The sequence below is a fragment of the Streptomyces sp. CA2R106 genome (genome assembly GCF_037034245.1).
In the GTDB taxonomy this organism is placed as follows: domain Bacteria; phylum Actinomycetota; class Actinomycetes; order Streptomycetales; family Streptomycetaceae; genus Actinacidiphila.
The window spans coordinates 149,017-166,404 of record NZ_JBAGKC010000007.1 but is presented as its reverse complement, the minus strand read 5'-3'; the positions used below and the strand labels follow the sequence as shown (position 1 = coordinate 166,404).

At 73.8% G+C, this 17,388-nt stretch carries 11 protein-coding genes; 5 read left to right on the top strand and 6 right to left on the bottom strand.

Translation table 11 applies throughout. The annotated features are described in order from the left end of the window. Positions 1 to 7: 7 nt before the first annotated feature. On the bottom strand, positions 8 to 472 hold the full coding sequence (locus WA788_RS13240; RefSeq protein WP_335976616.1) for a hypothetical protein: 465 nt from the start codon (positions 470 to 472) through the stop codon (positions 8 to 10). A gap of 148 nt (positions 473 to 620) precedes the next feature. Between WA788_RS13240 and WA788_RS13235 the strand changes: the two genes are divergently transcribed. Further along, a complete protein-coding gene (locus tag WA788_RS13235; RefSeq protein ID WP_335976615.1) occupies positions 621 to 1,580 on the top strand; it encodes a helix-turn-helix domain-containing protein in 960 nt (319 codons plus the stop codon). Positions 1,581 to 1,596: 16 nt separating this feature from the next. On the opposite strand, the gene WA788_RS13230 is transcribed toward WA788_RS13235, so the two are convergent. Together WA788_RS13230 and WA788_RS13225 are read right to left on the bottom strand one after the other, a co-directional pair. Then, positions 1,597 to 2,247, bottom strand: a complete 651-nt coding sequence (locus tag WA788_RS13230; RefSeq protein ID WP_335976613.1) for a Scr1 family TA system antitoxin-like transcriptional regulator — start codon at positions 2,245 to 2,247, stop codon at positions 1,597 to 1,599. Next, positions 2,244 to 2,663 (bottom strand): roadblock/LC7 domain-containing protein, encoded by a 420-nt coding sequence (locus WA788_RS13225; RefSeq protein WP_335976611.1) that lies wholly within the window; start codon positions 2,661 to 2,663, stop codon positions 2,244 to 2,246. The genes WA788_RS13230 and WA788_RS13225 overlap by 4 nt, the downstream gene beginning before the upstream one ends. 293 nt (positions 2,664 to 2,956) lie before the next feature. Between WA788_RS13225 and WA788_RS13220 the strand changes: the two genes are divergently transcribed. The 3 genes from WA788_RS13220 (at position 2,957) to WA788_RS13210 (ending at position 4,960) form a co-directional block, all read left to right on the top strand. Beyond that, a complete protein-coding gene (locus tag WA788_RS13220) occupies positions 2,957 to 3,823 on the top strand; it encodes a helix-turn-helix domain-containing protein (RefSeq protein WP_335976608.1) in 867 nt (288 codons plus the stop codon). Further along, entirely contained in the window at positions 3,820 to 4,068 is a 249-nt protein-coding gene (locus WA788_RS13215; RefSeq protein ID WP_335976605.1) for a DUF397 domain-containing protein, read from the top strand. Before WA788_RS13220 ends, WA788_RS13215 begins: the two co-directional genes overlap by 4 nt. 61 nt (positions 4,069 to 4,129) lie before the next feature. Beyond that, positions 4,130 to 4,960 carry an SAM-dependent methyltransferase gene (locus WA788_RS13210; RefSeq protein ID WP_335976602.1) on the top strand — a complete coding sequence of 277 codons (831 nt, stop codon included), beginning with the start codon at positions 4,130 to 4,132 and terminating at the stop codon, positions 4,958 to 4,960. Positions 4,961 to 5,066: 106 nt separating this feature from the next. Here the strand turns inward: WA788_RS13210 and WA788_RS13205 are convergent, their stop codons facing one another. After that, positions 5,067 to 6,689 carry a S53 family peptidase gene (locus WA788_RS13205; RefSeq protein ID WP_335976599.1) on the bottom strand — a complete coding sequence of 541 codons (1,623 nt, stop codon included), beginning with the start codon at positions 6,687 to 6,689 and terminating at the stop codon, positions 5,067 to 5,069. 294 nt (positions 6,690 to 6,983) lie between these two features. Then, positions 6,984 to 9,851: a helix-turn-helix transcriptional regulator gene (locus tag WA788_RS13200; RefSeq protein ID WP_335976597.1), complete on the bottom strand. Its 2,868-nt coding sequence runs from the start codon at positions 9,849 to 9,851 to the stop codon at positions 6,984 to 6,986. A gap of 368 nt (positions 9,852 to 10,219) precedes the next feature. Here WA788_RS13200 and WA788_RS13195 point away from each other — a divergent pair, with 368 nt between their 5' ends. Beyond that, positions 10,220 to 13,795, top strand: a complete 3,576-nt coding sequence (locus WA788_RS13195; RefSeq protein ID WP_335976595.1) for a choice-of-anchor D domain-containing protein — start codon at positions 10,220 to 10,222, stop codon at positions 13,793 to 13,795. A 167-nt stretch (positions 13,796 to 13,962) separates the two neighbouring features. Here WA788_RS13195 and WA788_RS13190 read toward each other — a convergent pair whose 3' ends face one another. After that, positions 13,963 to 17,379 carry a glycoside hydrolase family 3 C-terminal domain-containing protein gene (locus WA788_RS13190; protein WP_335976928.1) on the bottom strand — a complete coding sequence of 1,139 codons (3,417 nt, stop codon included), beginning with the start codon at positions 17,377 to 17,379 and terminating at the stop codon, positions 13,963 to 13,965. Between the last annotated feature and the right edge of the window lie 9 nt (positions 17,380 to 17,388).

The following is a 17,388-nucleotide window of genomic DNA, read 5'->3' as shown; positions in this document are numbered from 1 at the left end:
GACGGCATCACCCCCACCACGCACTGCAGTAGGAGACACCCGAGTTGAGCTTGATGGTGACACCCGGCCGGTGCAGGCAGATCCGCGCGGAGACCTTCTTGGCCTTGCTGTAGGTCTTGCTGAAGGAGACGTGGTTGCTCTTGGTCACCTTGGAGTATCCGCCGAGCCGGCCGTCGATCCGGAACACCACGACGACCTGGCGGTTCTTGGGGGCGTGGTAGTGGTTGAGCTTGCCGCTGACCTTGCCCTTGTAGTAGCCGTGCCCGACGGACCGGTACGCGTGGACGATGTCGGTGTAGCCGTTGGCGCCGCTGCCGACCTGGGTCCACAGCCGCGCCCGGTCCGTCTGGCCGGCGACGTGCGCGGTGGCACCGCCCGGCGCGGTCGCCGCCGCGGCGGGCGTGCCGAGGGCGGCGCCCGCGCCGAGCAGCGCGGCCGACAGCGCGACGGTGATGCGTGTACTGGCGTTCATGGTCGTGGTTCCTCCGTTTCCCGTGGGATGGATGGGGCGTTGACCAGAAGTGTTCCGCGCGAGCGGACCGGGGTAATTGACCCATAGCGCACCGTTGTTGGCACACGGTGAAAAGCAGTGCGAGGGCGGGGAAATGGGCTGGGCTCAGATGCACACGGCCGACGTGCCGAAGGACGAGCGGTTCGGCTGGTGGCGCGACCTGCTCCTGAAGGACCTCGCGCCCACCCACATCGAAAGCCCCCACCGCGACGACTTCCGCGCCTCGAGCGCGGCGCTGGAACTCGGCCCCGTCAAGGTGTCCGTCCTGTCGTTCCCGCCGCTGGCCTCGGTGCGCACCGCGCGGCTGGTCCGGCGCGCCGACCCGGAGCTGTGGGAGCTGGGCTACCTGGCCGGCGGGATCATGGTGCTGGACCAGGCGCGCAACCACGCCCAGGTCACCGCGGGCGACCTGCTGCTGTACGACACGTCGCAGCCGGTGCGGATGCGGGTGACCCAGGGCGGCCGGCTGACCATCCTCCACCTGCCGAAATCCTCGGTGCCGGTGCCGGACCGGTCGATGCGGGAGCTGCTGTCGCGCCGGCTGCCGGCCCAAGGAGCCGGCTCCCTGCTCGCGGGGTTCCTCCAGGGGCTGGCCGGCGCCCAGTGGAGCGGGTGGGAGGCCGAACGCCTCGGCGCGGCCGCGGTCCACCTCGCCTCCGCCTTCCTCGGCGGCCTCGCCGACCGGGCGGACCTGCTGCCGCCGGAGACCCGGCAGAGCGTGCTGCTGCGCCGGGTCAAGGACTTCATCGAGGCGCACCTGTCCGACCCGGAGCTGTCGCCGCAGACGATCGCGGACGCCCACCACATCTCGGTGCGCTACCTGCACCACCTCTTCCGCCCGGAGCAGCGCACGGTCGCCGCCCTCGTCCGCGAGCTCCGGCTGGACCGGTGCCGTACCGACCTGGCCCGGCCCGGCCGCGCCGGCCACCCCGTCGCGGCGATCGGCGCGCGCTGGGGGTTCACGGACCCCGCGGTGTTCAACCGGGCGTTCAAGGAGGCATTCGGCATGCCGCCCGGCGCCTACCGCAGGTCGCTGGGCGCCTTCCGCGGCACCGCCGACCGCTCCTGACCGGCCCTGACCGGCCCTACGACGCGGCGCGGGCCCGGACGGCCTGGCGGCGGGCCGCCTGAAGGACGGCGAGGCTGGCCGCGGGCGGCATCGCACGGCTCTCCGCGGTGTCGAGCAGGCCCGGATACGGCCCGGGGGAGGCGGCAGCGCGGTAGCGGACCCCGGAGAAGTCGCCGAACTCCTCGGCGAAGAGCCGGTGCCGCCCGCCCGCCCGGACGAGTTCGGTGAGCAGCGGGGCGTCGGTGGGCTGGGCGTGCATGCCCACCAGCCGGACCGTGAGGGTGCCGCGGGCCACGAGCCCCAGCACATGGTCGAGTTGGTCGGCGGCCACCGCCGGGGCCAGCGCGACGTTCCACAGGTGGCACAGCACCATCTCGTCGAGGATCGCGGTGACCGGCACCCCCTCGGGCACCCGGGCCTGCGGCGTGAAGCGGTCGGCCGGCAGGTGGTGGGCGATGCGCAGCGCGTGGGCGTAGCCGGCCGTCCACAGCACCCGCGGGAAGACCGTCAGGGCGTAGACGCGGACCCGCCCGGCGCGTCCGACGCACGCCGCGAGCCGCTGCGCCCAGCCCGGCGCGAGGTCGTGCAGCGCCGCCGGGGTGGCGGCCCTGCGCGGGCCGGGCACCCTGGGCGCGCCGGGCCCGGCGGGCGCGCCCGGGTCCGTCATGACGGGGCGCCTGAGCCGCCGTCCGCGGCCGTGCCGGGCTCCGCCCGCAGGATCGCGGCCAACTCCGCGCCGAGCTTGGTCAGTTCGGCGCCCTCCGGCTCGAGCCGGCACTGCGGTCCGGCGATCACCAGCAGCACGCTGTCCGCGCCGGTCCCGGCGAGTACGATCCGCCCGTCGGCCATGTCCAGCACCAGCGTGCGGATGGCGCCGCCGTCGGCGTGCTCGGCCGCGCGCCGTGCGACGCCCATCATCGTGGCGGCCATCGCGGCCCAGTACTCGACGCGCTTGCCGTCCAGTCCGTACGCGCCCAGCGCCTCCCCGTCGGCGGTGACCACCAGGGCGCCGCGCACCCCCGGGACCGGTTCGAGGTGCTCCTCGACGGTCTTCTGCACGTCGGGGCGGACGGTGGGGATCATGGTGTCTCCGGATCGCTGTGGGAGTCGTGCCCCGCTGTCACGGCGTCACCGCCGCCTGTCGGCCAGGCGCCGGCTCCCGCGCGTCGCGCGGTCCGCGCGTGGCCGCCTGAGGAACCGTCACAGCAAAGGTCACGGCTTCACTATGCGCGTGCGTCCGATCACTCCGCAAGGGGCAAAGTGCATGATGCGGGGTGCCTGGCGGGGCCGGGCGTGGCAGACTGCGAGGTGGCCGCCGCGAGCCGGTCCGGCCGGGCGTACGTTTTCGAGGGGGATTCGAGGGGGAGCGCATCGCGGTGAGTGAACGTCGTGCCGCGCCCACGGTGTTGCAGATCTCGCTCGGCCGCAGGCTGCGGGACCTGCGCGAGCGGGCCGGGCTGTCGGCGGCGCAGGCGGGGGAGCGCATCCGCGTGGCCCAGTCCACCGTCACCCGCCTGGAGGGCGCCAGGACGTCCCTCAACTACACCACCGTCAAAGCCCTGTTGGAGCTGTACGGCGTGACCGGCGCGGAGGCCGTGGAGTTCCTCGCGCTGGTCGACAAGGCCAACGAGTACGGCTGGTGGCAGGACTTCCGCGACGTCCTGCCGGTCCGCTTCGGCGTGTACGTCAGCCTGGAGAGCGCCGCCGCCCAGATCCGCGCCTACGAACCGCAGGTGGTGCCGGGCCTGTTGCAGACCCCGGCCTACTGCGAGGCGGTGATCCGGCTCGGCTTCCCGGGCGACTCCGACGAGGCGGTGCGCCGCCGGGTCGCGCTGCGGCTCCAGCGGCAGCGCGTGCTGACCCGCGCGGACGGCCCGCCGTTCCTGTGGGCGGTGATCGACGAGACCGCGCTGCGCCGCCCGGCCGGCAGCAGCGCGGTGATGGCCGAGCAGATCGAGTGGCTGCTGCGGACGGCGGACCTGCCCAACGTGGCGCTCCAGGTGCACGCCTTCGAAGCGGGCCTGCACCGGGGCGCGTTCGGGCCGTTCACGCTCTTCCGCTTCCCGATCCCGGACTTCCCGGACATCGCGTGTGTCGACAGCCTGCGCGGCACCGCGTACCGGGACGAGACGGCCGACGTCGAGCTGTACCGCTCGACGTTCGAGCACCTGATGACCGGAGCACTGGCAAGGCGACGCACCAAGGGCTTCCTGGAGGCCCTGCGCAAGGAGTACCTGCGATGAACCCGACACACGTCGACAGCGCCCCCGCCGCCCTGGGGGCCGAGGGCTGGACCCGCCCGTGGAGCGGCACCAACGGCGAGGCCTGCGTGGAGGTCAAGCTGATACCCGGCCGCCGCGTCGCGGTCCGGCAGTCCACCGACCCCGGCGGGCCGGCACTGATCTTCCCGGCTGCGGCGGTGGCTCAGTTCGTGGCCGCGGCCAAGGACGGCCGGGCGGACTTCCTGGTCCGCCCGGACGCCCCGTGACCGGCCCCCGCACCGGCCCCGCACCGCGCCGGACCGTACCGACACCTCCCGGGAGACGACAGTGAACGAACCGGCGACCGAAGGCGGCCCCGCCACCGGCGACGAGGCGCACGTGCCCAGCCCGGCCCGCATGTACGACTACATCCTCGGCGGCAAGGACAACTTCGAGACCGACCGGGAGCGGGTGGACGCGGCCGAACGCGCCTACCCGGGGATCAAGGAGGCGGCCCGGATCAACCGGATGCTGCTGCTGCGCATGGCCCGGTACTTCGGCGAGCACACGGGCGTCGACCAGTTCATCGACGTGGGCACCGGCATCCCCACCGAGCCCAACTACCACCAGGTGGTCCAGGCGGCCCGGCCCGAAGCGCGCATCCTGTGCACGGACTTCAGCAAGACGGTGCTGCGCTACACCGAGAACCTCGCCGCGCAGGACCCCGAGGGCCGGATCTCCTACGTGCACGCCGACGTCCGGGAGCCGGAGAAGATCCTCGACGCCGCCCGGGCGCACCTGGACCTGAGCCGGCCGGTCGCGATGACGATGGTGGCGCTGCTGCACTTCATCTCCGACGAGTTCGACCCGCACGGCATCGTCAAGACCCTCACCGACGCGCTCGCGCCCGGCAGTTATCTCGCGATCAGCCAGGTCACCGGCGACTTCGACGCCGAGGGCGGCGACGGGGTGGTGCGGGTCTACCGGGCCGGCGGCACCCCGGCGCAGGTGCGGTCCTACGACGAGGTGGCGCGCTTCTTCGACGGCTTCGAACTGGTGGCGCCCGGCCTGGTGGTCGCGCCACGCTGGCACCCGGAGCTGGCGGTGCCGATGCCGTGGCCGGAGCCGGCCGGCAGCGACCGCACCCCGGTCTACGCCGCGATCGGCCGCAAGCGGTAGCGCGCCCGGCGCCGAGCCACGTGAGCGGCGCCGAACCACGTGAGCGGCCCGGACGGGAAGTCCCGTCCGGGCCGCGGTGCGCGGTCACGGCCCGCAGGCCGTCACCTCACTGGGCCAGCAGCGTGGAGGCGAGGGTGCCCGCGTTGTAGGAGCCCCAGCCGGTCACGAAGTCCCAGCCCTTGGCGGCGGAGAAGGCGCCGTTGCTGCCACTGGTGATGTCGTGGAAGCCGGTGCCGGCCGCGGTGTAGAGCGAGGGGTTGGCGAAGCCGAGGTTCGGCTTGCCGGCCGCGGCGGCCTGCTGGTTGTACAGCGCCGCGAACGCCGCCCACTCGGGCGCGGCCGCGCTGGTGCCGCCGACCTGGCCCCAGCTGCCCTGCGAGTAGATGGACACGCCCGGGCTCGGGTTGGCCAGCGCCGAGACGTCCGGCACCTGGCGCTTGCCGCCGCCCGCGCTCTGCTGGACCGAGGTCTGCCAGCTCGGGATGGTGAACTTGGTGGACACGCCACCGCCGCCGCCGGACCAGGCGGTCTCCTTGCTCCAGGCGTTCGCCGAGGTGACCGTCAGCGTGGTGCCGCCGACGCCCGTCACGTACGGGTCGGACGCCGGGTAGTCGACGGACTTGCCGCCGTTGCCCGCGTCGTCGGAGCCGTCGTCACCGGAGGCGGCGAAGAAGCCCAGGCCCTCGGCCGCGCCCTGCTTGAAGACGGCGTCCACGGCGCTGATGTTGGAGCTGGTGCGCTGCGACTCGGCGGCGCCCCAGCTGATCGAGGTGACGGGGATGCCGCTGTCGACGATCGCCTGGTAGGTGTCGACCTCGCCCGCGTCGGAGTTCGGGCCCTCGAAGACGGTGATGTTCGCGGCCGGGGCGACGGCGTTGAGCACCTCGATGTCGAGTTCGACCTCGACCTGCCCGTCGCCGAGCGAGCCGGAGCCGCCGTCCACCTTGCTCACGGTGGGCGCGGTGGAGCTGAGGCCGTAGTAGCTGTCGTACTTGGTGATGTTGGACTGCTGGAAGCCGTCGAACTCCAGCAGCGCGACCTTCTGGCCGCTGCCGGTGGCGCCGGAGACGTTGTAGCCGCCCTTGATCTGCGCCGGGGTGTAGCCGCCGCCGGGGCCGTTGTGCGGGGTGACCTGCGCCGCCTGGTGGTGCAGCAGGGCGCGGTTGTTCAGGCCGGAGACGTCGCCGACGATCGAGGCGATCGACGAGGGCACCGAGGGCGCGGCGGTGTTGGCGTAGAAGGTGCGGCCGGTGGCGCTGTCCTTGTAGTTCGACAGCGAGGTGCCGAACGCCTTCTTCACCTGGGCGGCGGTGCCGGTCGCGTCGACCAGCAGGTTGCCGGAGTGCACCTTGCCGACCTTCAGGCCCTGGCCGCGCAGGTAGTCGGTGACCTTCTGCACGTCGGCGTCGCTGCGGCCGTACGCGGCGGCGAACTGGGCCTTCGTCAGGTAGTGCCCGTAGGACGACGAGTGGGGGTCGCTGACCTTGGCGACGAAGGCGTCCAGCCCGGCCTCGTTGCGGGCCGTGAGGCTCACCGCGACGGATATCTGCTTTCCGGCCGCGACGTCACCGGTGCGGACCGCGTGCGAGGACAGGCCCGGCACCACGTCGCCGGACAGGGAGGTGCGGGCCGAGTCCGCTTGCGGGGCGGCGGCGTACGCGGCCGGGATCGCCGCGGCCAGCAGCGCCGGCGTCGCGGCGGCGACCAGCAGTTTCAGACGGAGCGTCACGAAGATCCTCCAGGAGGGGGGATGGTGTCCGGTTCGGGACGCCCACCACGCTAGGTGCGGCCGGGACGGCCGCATAAGCGTGGGAACCCTTGCGACGACTGTTAACGATGTGTTTCCTGTGGCGGACGTGGGGAAATAGTGGCCGGAGTGTGCCCGAGATGTGGGGGTCCGCGGGGTGTGGGTGCGCGAACACGGCGGAGGACTACGGCGGTTGGGCAGGTCGCGGCCGACCGGGCACGTCGGGAGGGCACTTCGGGCAGGCGGGTCGGGCGGGCGGGCCGGACTTACGGCGCGTCAGGCGGGGCGCGGACCCGCGGACGCCATCACATGGGCCAGTTCCGTCCTCGACCGGACGCCGAACTTGCGGTACAGCCGCGAGAGGGTGCCCTCCACGGTCTTCACGCTGATGAACAGCTCCGCGGCCACCTCGCGGTTGGTGGCGCCGCCGCGCACGAGGTCGGCGACCCGCGCCTCCGCGGGGGTCAGGCCCGCCGGGGTGGCGGCGCCGCGCACCACCGCGTCCACCCGGGCCAGTTCGTCGCCCGCGCGGGCGGCCAGCGGCGCCGCGCCGACCGCCTCGGCCAGCTCCAGCGCCTCGGCGAGCGCGGCCCGCGCCGCCGTACGGTGCCGGGCCCGGCGCTCCACCGTGCCGAGCGCGGTCAGCGTACGGACCAGCTCCACCGGCAGCTCCGACCCGCGCAGCCGCTGCACAGATGAACGCAAGCGCTCCACCCCCTCCTTCGCGTGCCCGGTCGCCGCCGCCAGCAGCCCCTCGGTGCGCTCCAGCGCCGCCAGCACACTGCCGGGCACCGCACCCGTCACCCGCGCGCGGGCCTGCCCGACCACGGCCGCCGCCGCGTTCGTCTCACCCGCGGTCACCAGCGCCTCGGCGAGGTCGGCGTGCCAGCCCAGCAGCGGCGGGTCCACCGCGCCCATCGCCGCGCCGATCTCCAGCGCCCGGCGCAGCGACTCCACCGCCTGCGCGGCCCGCCGCCGGTCGCCCGCGAAGAGCGCGGCCTGCCCCAGCGCCGCCAGCGCCCGCAGCAGGAACAGCTGGTCGCCGTCGGCCTGCGAGGCGGCCACCGCGTCGACCGCGAGGCGGCACGCGTGGTCGGTGTCCCCGCCGAACGTCTCGGCGAGCGCCGCCGCGTAGAGCGCGGGCGCGGACGTCAGCCCCGCGTCGGCGACCACCTGGGCGCAGTGCGCCGCGGTGCGCAGCGCCTCGCGGCACTCCCCGGCCCGCACCTGGACCCGGGTGAGCGCGACCAGCGACGCCACGTCCTGCTCCACGTCGGCCGCGCCACCGGTGGCGTCCAGCAGCGCCAGCACCTGCTCCCGGGCGGCGGCGACCCGGTCGGAGTCGAGGGTGAGGATCGCCCGCATCCGCTGGATGCCCCAACTGCGCGGCCCGTGGTCGGCGCGGGCCAGCGCCTGGTCCAACGCGGCCTCGGCGGCGGCCGGTTCACCGGTCAGCGAGCGCACCCGGGCGAGCGTGGACAGCGCGTCCACCTCCGTGCCGGTGTCGCCGACGGCCGCGGCGCGCCCGGCCGCGAGGAGCGCGTGCTCGGCCGCCTGCGCCAACTCCCCGCACAGCAGGCCGCGCAGGGCCGCCCAGTCGTACAGCTTCGCCTCCAGGGCCCGGTCCCCGGCCGCCTCCCGCAGCCCGTCCGTGATCAGCGCCGCCTTGTCGCGCAGCGCCTGGCCGGCGTTGCGCAGCAGCACCAGCCGGGCCGCGACCCGGCCGGGCGCGGAGGCGGAGGTGTCCAGCACGCGCTGCGCGATCCGCTCGGACTCCTCGCGGTGCCCGGCGTCGCAGGCGAACCCGGCGGCGGCCAGCAGTCGCTGGTCGTGCGGCCCGGTGCGGTCGGCCGGGGTGCGGCCGGCGGCGAGCGCGGCCAGCTCCGCTGCGGTGGCGGCGTCGCCGCGCTCGCGCGCGGTGTACGCGGCGGCCATCACCCGGCGGGCGGTCGCCTCGTCCGCCTGCGGGTGGGCCAGCGCCAAGTGGCGGGCCGCGGCCACGGGTTCGCCGACGGCGTCGGCCAGCAGCGCGTGGGCGCGGCGGCGGGCGGGGCCGGCGGCGTCGGCGCACAGCGCGGCCGGCAGCAGCGGGTGGCCGAACCGCACCGCGCCGGAGGGGTCGCAGGACGCGACACCGCACCGTTCGGCGGCCTCCAGCGCCGCCGCGGTGGCCTCGGTGCCGGCCGCCGAGCGCAGCAGCGCGAGCGTGGGGCGGGTGGCGGAGGCGGCCAGCAGCAGCACCGCGCGGACCGGCTCGGGCAGGGCGCGCACCTGCTCCAGCACCAGGGCGCGCAGCTGCGGGGGCACCGGCAGGTGCCCGTCGGCCGGCGACGGGGCGCCGGCGCGCAGCGCGCCGGCGCCCAACGCCAGCGCGTACAGCGGGTTTCCGGCCGCCGCGTGCAGCACCGCGCGCAGCACCGACGGCGGCAGGGTCACCCCGGCGGCGAGCAGCAGCAGCGTGACGTCGTCGTCGCCCAGCGCGGGCACCGCGACCTGGGCGCTGCCGGCCGGGCAGCAGTCGGCGCGCGCGGGCAGCGCGTCCTCGGCCACCCGCTCGGTCGCGGCGATCCGCACGTCCGCGCCGTCGAAGCGCCGTGCGGCGAACGCCAGCACCTCCGCGCTGGGCCGGTCCAGCCACTGCAACCCGTCGACCACCAGCACCACCGGCGCGCGCACGGCCAGCCGCCGCAGCGCCTCCAGCACCGCCAGCCGCACCGCGAGCCCGCCGTACGGCCCGACCGGGCCGTGCTCGCGCAGCAGCGCGGTGCGCAGCGCGGTGCGCGGCGCGGACGGCAGCGCCCGCACCACGTCCTCCGGTACCCGCGCGAACAGGTCGATGACGCCCAGGTAGGGCAGGGGGGTGTCGGCGGGCGCGGGGGAGCAGCGCAGGACGGTGGCGCCGGCGTCGGCGGCGCGCGCGGCGAGCGCGTCGAGCACCACGGACTTGCCGATGCCGGCCGGCCCGTGCAGCAGCAACCCGCCCTCCCGGCCCAGGTGTTGCCACGCCTCCTCCAGCAGCGCCTCGCGCCCGGTGGGCGCGGTCCACGGGCGCCGCAGCGGGCCGCCGCCGGTCCGCGGGGGCAGGGCGGCGGGGTGCGCGTACGGCCGGTGGACCGGTGCCGCGTCGGCGGCTTCGGGTGCCACGGTGCGAACCGACCTCCTCCTTCTCGGGCCGCGGGAACAGCGGGAACAGGTGGTCAGGACGTGTCCCGACCTGCGTCCATGACAATCACTGGGCGGGTGGCCTGTCAATGGCGCGCACCGCTGCGGCCTGCCCGTTTTCACGTGATGGTGACCGCGCGCAAGCCGCGGAAACGCGCCCGGCACCCGCCTGTCGCCTTCCCGGTGCGCCCGGCGCGCACCCCGCTGCCGCGCGCCGCGGGCGCTCAAATGATCACACTAAATCTTGCAAGAAAAAGTCGGTATTCAACGAAAGAGGATCTGGATATTGCGGCGATGTGTCGCAGCCGTTACGGTCCCTCGCGTTGCGGCAGTGTCGAAAGGAGCAAGACGTGTTCAGACGGTTGCGCAGTCTCAGACGCGCGGTCGCGGTCGCAGGCACCCTCTCGGTGCTCACCGCGGGCGGCGTACTCGGCCTCGCCCTCCAGCCGGCGGCGGCGGCCACCGCCGCGGCCGCCACCGGCGGCAGCGGCGCCAACCTCCCCTACACCGAGGTGCAGGCGGAGAACTCCGCCACCAACGGCACCGTGATCGGCCCGAGTTACGCCCAGGGACAGCTGGCCGACGAGGCGTCCTACCGCAAGGCGGTGACGCTCCAGGGCACCGGCAAGTACGTCACGTTCACCACGCCGGTCGCCACCAACTCGATCGACTTCCGCTACAGCATCCCGGACAGCGCCGGCGGCTCGGTCTACACCGCGCCGCTGTCGCTGTACGTGAACGGCACCAAGCAGCCGGACTTCACGCTGACGAACGCGTACTCCTGGTACTACGGCAGCTACCCGTTCACCAACACCCCGGGCAGCAACCCGCACCACTTCTACGACGAGGCCCACCGGCTGTTCACCACGACCTACCCGGCCGGCACCACCTTCAAGTTCCAGGTGGACTCGGGCGACACCGCGTCCTCCTACACGCTGGACTTCGCCGACTTCGAGCAGGTCGGCGCGGCGCTCACCCAGCCGGCCGGCTCCGTCTCCGTCACCAGCGAGGGCGCCGACGCCAGCGGCGCCGCGGACTCCACCGCCGCCTTCAACGCGGCGATCAGCGCCGCGGGTTCCGGCGGCACGGTGTGGATTCCGCCGGGCACGTTCAAGGTGCCCGGGCACATCAGCGTCAACAACGTGACGGTCGCGGGCGCCGGCATGTGGTACTCCACCGTCACCGGTGCGGCGCCCGGCTTCTACGGCAACTCCGCGCCGTCGCCGAGCACCAACGTGCACCTGAAGGACTTCGCGATCTTCGGCGACGTGCAGGAGCGGGACGACAGCGCGCAGGTCAACGGGATCGGCGGCGCGATGAGCAACTCCTCGGTCGCCGATCTGTGGATCGACCACCTGAAGGTCGGCGCCTGGATGGACGGCCCGATGGACAAGCTGGCCTTCAGCGGGATGCGCATCCGCGACACCACCGCCGACGGCATCAACTTCCACGGCGGGGTGACCAACTCCTCGGTGAGCGGCAGCGACATCCGCAACACCGGCGACGACGGCATCGCCACCTGGGCGGACTCCTCGCTGGGCGCGGACGCCAACGACACGATCTCCGGCAACACCGTCCAGTTGCAGATCCTGGCCAACGGCATCGCGATCTACGGCGGCCACGACAACACCGTCAGCGGCAACCTCGTGCAGGACACCGGCCTGGCCCAGGGCGGCGGCATCCACGTCGGGCAGCGCTTCACCTCCACCCCGGTGGGCACCACCACCATCAGCGGCAACACCCTGATACGTGACGGCAGCCTCGACCCGAACTGGCAGTTCGGCGTCGGCGCCCTGTGGTTCGACGGCAGCCAGGGCGCCATCACCGGCCCGATCAACGTCTCCAACGCCCTGATCGAGCAGAGCCCGTACGAGGCCGTGCAGTGGGTCGAGGGCACGGTGAGCGGGGTCAACCTGAGCAATGTGACGATCGCGGGCACGGGCACCTTCGCGCTCCAGGAGCAGACCGGCGGCGCCGCGAAGTTCACCAACGTCACCGCGACCGGGGTCGGCGCGTCCTCGCCGGTCTACAGCTGCGAGGGCGGGAACTTCGCGGTCACCGACGGCGGCGGCAACTCCGGTATCGACGGCACCCCGCTCTGCGGACCCTGGCCGACCCCGGTCTTCCCGCCCTACCCGGCCTCCGGGGTGACCGCCAGCCCGAGCGCGCTGTCCTTCGGCTCGGTCGCCACCGGCGGCACCAGCGCCGCGCAGTCCGTCACCGTCTCCAACCCGACCGGCTCCGCCGCGGCCGTCTCCTCGATCAGTGCCACCGGCGACTTCGCGCAGACCAACACCTGCGGCAGCTCCATCGCCGCCGGCGGCTCGTGCACGGTCAGCGTCAAGTTCAGCCCGACCGCGACCGGTTCACGCACCGGCTCGCTGACCGTCAACGCCGGCGGCGTCACCAGCACCGTCGCCCTGTCCGGCACCGGCACCGCGCCCGGCCCGGTGCTCGCCGCCGCCCCGGGCGGACTCTCCTTCGCCGCGGCCGTGGTCGGCGCCACCTCCGCCGCCCAGGCGGTCACCGTCACCAACTCCGGCACCACCGCCGCGACCGTCTCCGGCGTCTCGGCCACCGGCGACTTCGCGCAGACCAACAACTGCGCCACCGTCGCGGTCGGCGCGTCCTGCACCGTCAACGTCACCTTCAAGCCCACCACCGGCGGCGCCCGCACCGGCACCCTGACCGTGACCAGCAACGCCAACAACAGCCCGACCACCGTCGCCCTGAGCGGCACCGGCATCGACAGCGGCACGAACATCGCCGCCGGCAGGACCGCCACCGCCAGCAGCAGCAACTCCCCCTACGTCGCGGGGAACATCACCGACGCCGACACCTCGACGTACTGGGAGAGCGTCGCCGACGCGTTCCCGCAGTGGGCGCAGGTCGACCTCGGCTCGAACTTCTCCGTCGGCAAGGTCGTCCTGAAGCTGCCGCCGGCCACCGCGTGGGCCACCCGCAGCCAGACCCTGTCCGTGCAGGGCTCCACGGACGGCTCCACCTTCTCCACCCTGGTGGCCTCGGCCGCGCACACCTTCGACCCGGCCACCGGCAACACGGTCACCCTCACCTTCGACGCCGCCACCGCCCGCTACGTCCGGATCAACATTACCGCCAACACCGGCTGGAGCGCGGCCCAACTCTCCGACCTGGAGGTCTTCCCCAGCGGCAGCGGCACCACCACCCCGCCCTCCTCCGCGACCCTCGCCGCCAGCCCGACCTCGCTGGACTTCGGCAGCGTCGCCCCGGGCATCACCAGCACCGCGCAGTCCGTCACCCTCACCAACAACGGCTCCGCGGCGGCGCCGATCTCCTCGATCACCGCCTCGGGCGACTTCGCACAGACCAACACCTGCGGCACCTCGCTGGCAGCCAAGGCCAGTTGCACGGTGAGCGTCACTTTCACGCCCAGCACCACCGGGAGCCGCACCGGCACCCTCACCGTCACCGGTGACGCCTCCGCCGGCCCGACCACCGTCGCGCTGTCCGGCACCGGGACCGCCACCGTCAGCGCCGACCTGGCCCTGCACAAGGCGACCACCGAGTCCAGCCACACCGACGTCTACCCCTCGTCGAACGTGACGGACGGCAGCCAGGACAGCTACTGGGAGAGCGCCAACAACGCCTTCCCCCAGTGGGTCCAGGTCGACCTCGGCTCCGCGCAGAGCGCCAGCCGGGTGGTGCTCCAGCTCCCCGCGGGCTGGGCGGCCCGCAGCCAGACCCTGTCGCTGAGCGGCAGCACCGACGGCTCCACCTTCACCACCCTCAAGGCGTCGGCGAGTTACAGCTTCAACCCGACCGCGGCCAACACCGTCACCCTGACGTTCCCCGCGACCAGCCAGCGCTACTTCCGGCTGAACTTCACGGCGAACACCGGCTGGCCGGCCGGTCAGCTCTCCGAGTTCCAGGTCTGGAACATCTGACCCGCGACCGGGCCGGGACCGCCTGATCCCGGCCCCTCACCGGCGGTGCCGCCGGGCCGATCGGCCCGGCGGCACCGCCGCACGTCCGCCGCCGCACGTCCGCCGCGGCCCGCGGCCGGCGGGACGCCGACCGCGCCGTCATCGGCATCGGAGCAGGGCGGGCGCGCTCACTGCGTGACGGACCACACGAAGGTGGCCGAACCGGACACTCCTCTCGGGTCCTTGGCCGTCACGGTCACCGTGTAGGTCCCGGTGGCGGTGCCCGAGCCGGAGACGGTGCCGTTCGACGCGATACCGATGCCGGGCGGCAGCCCGGTCGCGGTGAAGGTGAGCGGCTGCGTGGTGTCGGAGTCGGCCGCCTGCACGGTGAACGACGCCGCCCTGCCCTTCGGGCTGCTGTAGCCGTGCGGATTGACCACGCCGACCGTCTCGGCGCCCGCCACCCCCGAGTTCGCGGTGACGTTCGCGCTGACGGCCGTGTTGGCCGGCGACACGCCGGCCGCCGAGGCACCGGCGGCGACCTGCCCGGTCAGGGTGTGCGCCAGGCCGGTCGAGCCGGACAGCGGCAGGCTGGCGGAGGAGTCCCCGACCTTGATCGCGTACGTGCCCGCGGCCGCCTCCCACTGGTTGTCCGCCGCCGACCAGGACGCCAGGTCGTGGACGGTGAGCGGGAAGGCGACCGTGGCGCTCTGCCCCGGGTCCAGCGACACCCGCTGGAAGCCTGCCAGTTGCTCCGGCGGGTCCTGGCTCGCCGCCGGGTCGCCGACGTACAACTGCGCCACGTCCGCGCCCGCCACCGACCCGGTGTTGGTGATCTTCGCGGTCACCGTGGCCCTGCCGTCGGCGTCGAAGGCCCCCACGCTCAGGTCGGAGAAGGAGAACTTCGTGTACGACAGCCCGAAGCCGAACGGGAAGGCGGGCGTGATGTTCTGCGACTGATACCAGCGGTAGCCGATGTGCACGCCCTCGCTGTAGACCGGCCCGGTCGGGGTGCCCGGCCACTGCGCGGTGGTCTGCGCCGGGACCTGGCTCAGGCTGCTGGGGAAGGTGACCGGCAGCTTGCCCGACGGGTCGGCGGCGCCGAAGATCAGCGCGGCCGTGGCGGCGCCGGTCTCCCCTCCGCCGTACCAGTTCTCGAACACGCCGGCGACCTTGTCCAGCCACGGCATGACCACCGGCGAACCGCTGTTGACCACCACGACGGTGTTCGGGTTCGCCGCGGCCACGTCGTTGATCATCGTCTCGTCCGTACTGGACAGGTCGAGCGTGGACAGGTCGCTCTCCTCGCCCTCCGGGGCGCTGACGTAGACGATCGCGTCGGTGGCGGCTTTGGCCGCGTCGACCGCCTGCTGGATGTCGGCGGTGCCGTTGTCGTCACCGGCGGTGTAGGTGACCTTGACGTTCGGGCCCACCGCGTCCTGCACGCCGGTCAGCGGCCAGACGGTGTTGGCGCTGGTGACCCCGCCGCTGCCGCCGCCGGCGAGTTCGACCGCGGCGCCGCCGTCGGTGCCGATGACCGCGACGGACCCGGTCATGTCCGGGTTCAGCGGCAGCAGCCCGTTGTTCTTCAGCAGCACGGTGCCCTCCTCACCGAGCTTCAGCGCGGTCTGCTGGTGCGCCTGCGTGGTGACGGTGGCGGAGAGCGACCCGGACGGCGGGTTGTCGAACAGGCCGAAGGCGAACATCTGGGTCAGGATGCGGGCCACCACGGCGTTCACGGTCGCCTGCTTCAGCGTCCCGGCGGTGAGCGCGGCGGAGACGTCGCTCGCGTCGGAGAACGGCATCGCCACGTCCATGCCGCCCTGGGCGTCCGCGACGGCGTTGCCCGCGGCCCCCCAGTCGGAGACGACGAAGCCGCCGTAGTCCGCCTGCTGGTCGAGCCCGCGCAGGAGCATCTGCGCGCTCGCGCACGAAGGCGCGCCGTTGACCACGGCGTACGAGCACATCATCGAGCCCGGCGCGGACTGCTCGGCCGCGGCCTGGAAGGGCGCCAGGTACAGTTCCTCGAGCGCCTTCTGACTGACCGTCTCGTTGTTCCCGCCGCCCGGGTACTGCTCCTGGTCGTAGGCGGCGGCGTGTTTGACCTCGGCCATCACCCCCTGGCTCTGGAGCCCCTCGACCTCCGCCGAGGTGACCTGGCCGGCCAGGTACGGGTCCTCGCCGTAGGTCTCGTAGGTCCGGCCCCAGCGCGGGTCGCGCACCAGGTTCGTCGTCGGGCCGAGCGCGACGTTCGCGCCCTTGCCGGCGAACTCCGCGCCCTTGGCCGCGCCCTCCTGCTGGATCAGCGCCGGGTCCCAGGTCGCGGCGGCGTTCTCGCCGTCGGGGAAGGCCGTCACACCGCCGTTGCCGTCACCGACCCCGGACGGGCCGTCCTCCAGGTTCAGCGCCGGGATGCACAGGTCCGGGATGCCCCCGACCTGGCCGATGTACGACGAACTGCCGTCTCCGGACAGCAGCGTGACCTCCTCGGAGCGGTTCATGGTGTCCAGCACCTGCTGCACCCGCTGGGCGACCGGCGCGGTGGAGCCCACCCACGGGCAGGTCCCGTTGCCGCCGTCGCCGTTGCCGCCGGTGACCGGCGGGGTCGTGGTCAGGCCGTAGACCTCGAACTCGAAGATCGAGTCACCGAACTGGGTGCCGCGAGCCGTCGCGTAGACCCGGATGTAGCGGGAGGTGGTGGAGAACGCCAGCGCGTCGGTGCCGCCGTCCCCGGTCGTCGTGGAGTACACCGGCGTCCAGTCGGTGCCGTTGCCGGAGACCTGGACCTGGTACGCGGTGGCGTACGCGGCTTCCCACAGCAGGTCCGCGCCGCAGATCTGCTGGGCGGAGCCGAGGTCGACCTCCAGCCACTGCGGGTCGGCGGCGGCGCTGGACCACCGGGTGCCGGGATTGCCGTCGGTGGCGCCCGTCGCCGGGTAGGCGGTCGCGTCCTGCGTCGAGGAGGCGGTGGTCGGCTGGTCCAGGGCGAGGTCGTCGGTGCCGCAGTACGTGGTGGGGGCGGTCCCTCCGGTGCCGCCGCTGCCTCCGCCGCCGCCCTGGGTGAAGGTCATGGCGTGGAAGTTCCAGCCGTTGGTGTCCTGGTCGACGGTGAGCGTCTGCCGGCCGGCCGGCAGGGTGACGTCGACGGTGACCGTGGTCCATGTCTCGTAGCCGCCGGTGTTGGGGGCGGCGACCTTGCCGGTCAGGTCGGCGCCGGAGGAGTCGGCGACGTGCAGCGCGTCGGTGATCCCGTACGGCGAGGCCAGCCGGAAGCCGATCGTGTAGTTCCCCGCGGCGGCCGCGTCGACGGTGTACGTGAACCACTGGCCCGGCGTGGTCCAGCCCATGTCGTACGCGCCGCCGGGCGCGCTGGTGCCCTGCCCGTCCGCGGTGGCCTCCAGGTCCACCCCGTCGGCGCGGTAGCCGTTGGCGCTGCCGTTCGTGGAGAGCACGTGGTAGGCGACGCCCTCGCCGCCGGTGTCGTAGTTCGCGGCCTCGACCGTGCCCGGGACGGCCGCCGGTGTGCCGCCGAAGGCACCGCCGCCGGCCGCCTGGGCCGAGGTGAGCGCCCCGGCGCCGGCCAGTGACAGGCCGAGCAGGGCCATCACCAGGAC

What these genes read in the sequence shown, in the direction of transcription:
- WA788_RS13230 (WP_335976613.1), bottom strand. Translation starts at nt 2,247, where the DNA reads ATGACGGACCCGGGCGCGCCCGCCGGGCCCGGCGCGCCCAGGGTGCCC.
- WA788_RS13235 (WP_335976615.1), top strand. Translation starts at nt 621, where the DNA reads ATGCACACGGCCGACGTGCCGAAGGACGAGCGGTTCGGCTGGTGGCGC.
- WA788_RS13240 (WP_335976616.1), bottom strand. Translation starts at nt 472, where the DNA reads ATGAACGCCAGTACACGCATCACCGTCGCGCTGTCGGCCGCGCTGCTC.
- WA788_RS13215 (WP_335976605.1), top strand. Translation starts at nt 3,820, where the DNA reads ATGAACCCGACACACGTCGACAGCGCCCCCGCCGCCCTGGGGGCCGAG.
- WA788_RS13190 (WP_335976928.1), bottom strand. Translation starts at nt 17,379, where the DNA reads ATGGCCCTGCTCGGCCTGTCACTGGCCGGCGCCGGGGCGCTCACCTCG.
- WA788_RS13225 (WP_335976611.1), bottom strand. Translation starts at nt 2,663, where the DNA reads ATGATCCCCACCGTCCGCCCCGACGTGCAGAAGACCGTCGAGGAGCAC.